We start from the raw sequence: 5,453 nt of genomic DNA, 5'->3' as shown, positions 1-5,453 counted from the left end.
CCACAGCTTAAAGAAAACTGTTCTTAAGTCTCGTATGTCGGCCATTCCATCAAGCGGGCGGCGGCTGGACCATATTGGCGCCGGCGCCACGTGTCACCCGCTGGCTCAGTGGGTGAAGCCCGCGATCATGCCGCCCTCGACCATTGCCCGCAGCAGGCCGGCGGCGCGGGCGGGTGCTTCATCCTCGCCGGTAAAGGCGGCGACCGCCTCGCAGAGGTCCGGGAACGCGCGGCCTTCGACAAGCGCGTCGAGCATGGCGGCCTCGTCCGGCTCCAGCGAGCGGAAGTTGGAGACGAGCTCGGGGCGCCAGATCGCCCAAATCGCGGGCTCGGCGGCACGCGCGACCTCGAGGTTGCCAGGCTCGACCTCGCTGCGGCGCTGCCAGGCCTGCGGCACCTCGAAGGCGAGGCGCAGGCGGCGCAGTGAGGGCAGGGGGGTGAAGGAAAGCGTTTCCCATGCTTCCGGTTGCAGAGCCATCAGGGCCACGGCCTTGACCGGCGTCGCGTCGGGCGAGTCGAAGGCCTCGCCCAGCGCCCATTCGAAGCGCGCCATCTCGGCTGCAGCCGGGCTGCCGTCGTAGGGCGGCGTGCTGGCCATGAACGCGGCGAGGTCCTTGCCGTACCAGCGGATCGAGGGATGGTGCGAGGGATGTCGCGCAATGTAGGCGCGCACCAGGTGGTCGAAGTCGGCAGGGCCCGCCATCGCCATCAGACCGGGATAGTCGGTGGCGAGCGCCTCGATCAGGCGCAGTGCATAGCCGTCGCGATAGACATCGAGCAGGGTCGCGCGCCGGGCCTTGCGGCTGTCGCGCACGGCGGCCTCAAAGCCGTCGCTCCTGGCCAGCAGGTAATCCTGGAAGCCGCGCTGCAGGTCGCCCAGCGACCCCGCATTGTTGCCGGCCTGTGCGCTCATTCGGCGGCCTCGCGCTGCGTGCCGGCCGCCAGGCGGCGGGCGATGTCGAGTTCCGCCACCAGCTCGGCATAGGGCGGGATGTCGGCGTCGCGCTCGATCATGGTCGGCACGCCGGGGAACAGGCGTACGGCCTCCTCGTAGAGCGACCACACATCGGAGACGATCGGATGGTCGTGAGTGTCGATGATGTGAGTGCCCTTGTGGGTATGGCCGGCGAGATGGAACTGGCGCACCCGCTCGCGCGGCATGGCGCGCAGGAAAGTGCGCGCGTCGAAATCGTGATTGAAGGCGCTGACATAGACGTTGTTGACGTCGAGCAGGATGTCGCAATCGGCCCGCCGCGCCAGCTCGGCGATGAACTCCCATTCGGTGAGCTCGGAGGCGGCGTAGGTGACGTAGCTCGACACATTCTCCAGCACCAGCCGCCGGCCGAGGTGATCCTGCACGGCGCGCACGCGCTCGGCGACGTGATCGAGTGCTTCCTCGGTATAGGGCAGCGGCAGCAGATCGTGCATGTTGATGCCGCGCAGGCCGGTGAAGCAGAGATGGTCGGAGACCCAGAGCGGCTGAACGCGATCGGCGAGGTCCTTGAGCTCGTCGAGGTAGCGGCGATCGAGCGGATCGATCGAGCCGATCGACAGCGACACGCCGTGCAGCACCACCGGATAGTCGCGGCGGATGCGGTCCAGCCAATGCAGCGGGCCGCCGCCCGGCACCATGTAGTTCTCCGACAGCGCCTCGAACCAGTCGACCTGGCGCGGGCTGGCGGCGATCTCCTCGTAGTGCTCGGGCCTCAATCCGAGGCCGAATCCGATATCGCCATTGGGCATGGCGTCACCTTAGCGCGAAAGCGGGGCGGGCGCCGCCGGTTTTCCCGGAGCGCCCGCTGCGACTCGGTGTTCGGACGCCGATTGGATCGGCAGCCCGGTCACTTCGATTTGATGACTGTGCATTCGAACGAGGTGCCGGTCATGACGAATCCCTGACCCTTGCAGGCATTCTGTCCCTTGCACGAGGACTTGGCGGTCTTGCACGCGCTCTGGCCCTTGCACGCATTGGCTCCCGTGCACGGCACCTGAGCCTGGGCCGCGGCGGCAAAGGTGCCGACCGCGAACACGGTGGCGGCAGTGACTGCGAGCTTACGCTTGGTGATCATCGTCGTTCTCCCTGTCAGGCACGCGATGGCCCAGCGCCAGCGCGGCAGGAGCGAGCCTGCATCTCTTCTACGCGAGCTCCGAAGGGTCCGATCTGCTGGGATAGGGTCACGCTTCTGTGAGGAAAGGGTGCTGCGGTCGGCGACGACGTCATCATTGCTGGGAGCGCGCCACTCCGATGGCGCTCATGGGATGTGTAATCAACGAGAAGAGCGCCATCGGAGTGGCGCGCTCCCGGCCATGAGACCTCCCAAGGAGGAGGCCTCGAACAGCTACTGCGTAACCTTGCCGCCCTTGGTGGTGCAGCTGCTCGCGTCGGCGGTCTCGGTCCAGCCCTGGCCCTTGCAGGCGTTCTGGCCCTTGCAGGCCGACGTCGCGGTCTTGCACGCGCTCGTGCCCTTGCACGAGTTGACGCCGCTGCACTTCACCCCGGCCTGGGCGGTGGTCGCGAAGCTGCCGGCGGCGAAGATCGCTGTCGCGGTCGCGATAAGAGCCTTCCTGGTCATGTCTCACTCCCTCTTGGAACGCCTCGCGAAACGCCGTTCGGCGTTTCGTCCGGAGCATGACTCGCCCGGCCCCCAACGGGAAGTCAGCGCTTGGCGATGAGACGTGAAGATCGGATCACCGCTGTGTGAACCGCGCCGGTGAGAGGGCTGCCACGGCGACACCGAGATCGGCGATGTCATTGGGCAGGCCGCGGCCCAGGGCCAGGCTCGCCGCCAGGCGGCCCGCCGCCTCGCCGGTCTGGATGCCGTAGCCGCCCTGGCCGGCCAGCCAGAAAAAGCCCGCGACGACGGGGTCGTAACCGACCACCAGGTTCTTGTCGGCGACGAAGCTGCGCAAGCCCGCCCACTTGTTCTTGATGCGCCGGATCTGCAGCGACGTCGCCGTCTCGATGCGCTCGACGGCAATCGCGATGTCGAGCTCTTCCGGCTGCGCGTCGCACGGTGGCGACGGCGTCTCGTCGGCTGGCGAGCCCAGGAACTGGCCGACTTCGGGCTTGACGTACCAAGTCTCGTCGAAGTCGATCACCATCGGCATGTGTGCGAGATCCAGGCCAGCCGGCGCGTCGAAAGTGAAGGCGGTCCGACGCTTGGGAACCAGGCCCACCGGCGCTGCACCGGCCAGGCCGGCAAGAACGTCGGCCCAGGCGCCCGAGGCGTTGACGATGGTGGCCGCAGTCACGCTCTCGCCGTCGCGCATGCAGATCGTCCAGCGTCCGTCCTTGCGATCGAGACGGGTGACCTCGGCATCGAGGCGCAGCACCGCCCCTGCGGCCCGCGCGCCCTTGAGGAAACCGCCGTGGATCGCTGCCACGTCCATGTCCTCGGCCTCCTCGAAGATGGCGCCACCGGAGGCTGCTTCGGGCTTAAGCAGCGGCTGGCGCCGCAGCGTCTCCGCCGGGTCCAGCCAGCGCACGCTCGGCACCAGTCGGGCGTACTCGGTGGCGGCCTTCTGCAGGGCGGCCTGTTGCTCGGCGCGGCCGGCGATCAGGGCGCCGCGCGGCGTCAGCAGGGGATGGTCGGTGAAGCCCGCTGGCGGCTTGCGGTAGAAACGGCCCGACGCAACGGTGATGGCGCGGATCTCGGCGCTGCCGTAGGTCTCGGAATGCAGCGCCGCCGAGCGACCGGTCGTATGGTAGGCTGCGGCGTGCTCGCGCTCCAGGATGACCACGCTGGCGTGCGGGGCGAGGTGATAGGCGGCGGAAACCCCGGCGATGCCAGCGCCGACGACGGCGAAATCGAAATGCTGCATGCGCCTCACATTGCAAGGTCGTTGCCGGCCCTGCAATAGTCGACCCGACGGACCTGCCTGCCATGAACATCGCCAATCTGCTCCTGGGTTCAGCCCGCGAATTCCGCGATATGCCGGCGCTCGCGCACGGCGCCTCGCGCCATCTCGGCTTTCGCGAGCTCTGGCGCCGTGCCTCGGTGATGAGCATGCATCTCACGACCCGCTTCCGGCTCGAGCGCGGCGATCGCGTGGCCTTCGCGATGTCGAACTGCGTGCAGTCGATCGAGGTGATGTACGCCATCTGGCACGCCGGCCTGTGCGCCGTGCCGATGAACGCCAAGCTGCACGCTCGGGAGTTCGCCTTCATCCTGGAGAACTCGGGGGCCCGGCTGTGCTTCGTCACGCCCGACCTCGCCGACACCATCGCCGAAGCGGCCAGGGAGGCGCCTGGCTTGCGCGAGATCGTCGACGTGACGACACGGTCCTACACCTTCATGGCGGTCGGCGATCCGGCGGCATTGGTCGACTCGGAGCCCACCGATCCGGCGTGGCTGTTCTACACCTCGGGCACGACCGGCCGACCGAAGGGCGCCACGCTCACCCATCGCAACCTGCTGGCGATGACGCTCAACTACTATGCCGACGTCGACCGGCCGTCGCCCGGCGGCTCCATATTGCACGCCGCGCCGATCAGCCACGGCTCGGGTCTGTGGAGCTTTCCAACGCTCGCGCGCGGCGCGGTCCAGGTCTTTCCGGAAAGTGGCAAGTACGACGTGCCGGAGACGGTCGAGCTGATGAACCGCTGGCCGGACTGCAGCATCTTCCTCGCGCCCACGATGGTGAAGAGGCTGATCGAGCACGGCAGTGTCGGCGATCTGCGGCCCGAGGCGCTGCGCCTGGTCTCCTACGGCGGCGCGCCGATGTACGTCTCCGACCTCAAGCGCGCCCTCGACCTCCTGGGCAACAAGCTCTGCCAGCTCTACGGCCAGGGCGAGAGCCCGATGACAATCACGCATCTCAGCCGCGAGATGCATGCCGACCGCCAGAATCCGCGCTGGGAGCAGCGGCTGGCCTCGGCCGGCCGTCCCGACTCGTGCGTGACGGTGCGCGTAGTCGACGAGGAGGGCCGGCAGCTTCCGGTGGGCGAGGTCGGCGAGATCATCGTCAAGGGCGACACGGTGATGGCGGGCTACTGGAACGATGCCCAGGCGACGGCGCGCTCGTTGCGCGACGGCTGGCTGTGGACCGGCGATGTCGGCGCCTTCGACGAGGAGGGGCTGCTCACCCTGAAGGACCGCTCCAAGGACATGATCATCTCGGGCGGCTCCAACATCTATCCGCGCGAGATCGAGGACGTGCTGAACCTCCATCCCGGCGTTGCCGAATGCTCGGTGGTCGGCCGCCCGCACCCGGAATGGGGCGAGGAGGTGGTGGCCTTCGTGGTCGCCCGCGAGGGCAAGACGCCGGCGCCGGGCGAGCTCGACCAGCTCTGTCTCGACAACATCGCCCGCTTCAAGCGCCCCAAGGACTACAAGTTCGTCGAGGCCCTGCCCAAGAACAACTACGGGAAGATCCTCAAGACCGAGCTGCGCAAGTTGCTGGACTAGCGGTTTCATTGTGGCGTGCGTTGGCCAACGACCACCTCATCCTGAG

At 67.8% G+C, this 5,453-nt stretch carries 6 protein-coding genes; 1 reads left to right on the top strand and 5 read right to left on the bottom strand.

Annotated features, from left to right (window positions below; all coding sequences use genetic code 11):
- Nucleotides 1-105 precede the first annotated feature (105 nt).
- From AB7O82_RS37055 to AB7O82_RS37035, 5 genes are all read right to left on the bottom strand, one after another.
- Entirely contained in the window at nt 106-912 is an 807-nt protein-coding gene (locus AB7O82_RS37055) for a DNA-binding domain-containing protein (protein ID WP_428552943.1), read from the bottom strand.
- Nucleotides 909-1,742, bottom strand: a complete 834-nt coding sequence (locus AB7O82_RS37050) for a DUF692 domain-containing protein (RefSeq protein WP_428552941.1) — start codon at nt 1,740-1,742, stop codon at nt 909-911. Before AB7O82_RS37050 ends, AB7O82_RS37055 begins: the two co-directional genes overlap by 4 nt.
- Before the next feature lie 98 nt (nt 1,743-1,840).
- Nucleotides 1,841-2,068, bottom strand: coding sequence for a hypothetical protein (locus AB7O82_RS37045; RefSeq protein ID WP_428552939.1), 228 nt, complete (start codon nt 2,066-2,068; stop codon nt 1,841-1,843).
- Between the two features lie 270 nt (nt 2,069-2,338).
- Nucleotides 2,339-2,572 (bottom strand): hypothetical protein, encoded by a 234-nt coding sequence (locus tag AB7O82_RS37040; RefSeq protein ID WP_428621785.1) that lies wholly within the window; start codon nt 2,570-2,572, stop codon nt 2,339-2,341.
- Between the two features lie 115 nt (nt 2,573-2,687).
- Nucleotides 2,688-3,821 (bottom strand): NAD(P)/FAD-dependent oxidoreductase, encoded by a 1,134-nt coding sequence (locus AB7O82_RS37035; RefSeq protein WP_428621783.1) that lies wholly within the window; start codon nt 3,819-3,821, stop codon nt 2,688-2,690.
- 62 nt (nt 3,822-3,883) lie between these two features.
- Here AB7O82_RS37035 and AB7O82_RS37030 point away from each other — a divergent pair, with 62 nt between their 5' ends.
- Nucleotides 3,884-5,407 carry an AMP-binding protein gene (locus AB7O82_RS37030; RefSeq protein WP_428552930.1) on the top strand — a complete coding sequence of 508 codons (1,524 nt, stop codon included), beginning with the start codon at nt 3,884-3,886 and terminating at the stop codon, nt 5,405-5,407.
- Nucleotides 5,408-5,453: the final 46 nt, after the last annotated feature.

It is taken from the genome of Reyranella sp. (assembly GCF_050185545.1).
Lineage (GTDB): Bacteria > Pseudomonadota > Alphaproteobacteria > Reyranellales > Reyranellaceae > Reyranella.
Note: the sequence above shows the minus strand (reverse complement) of the source record. Positions and strands in the feature narration are given on the sequence as shown.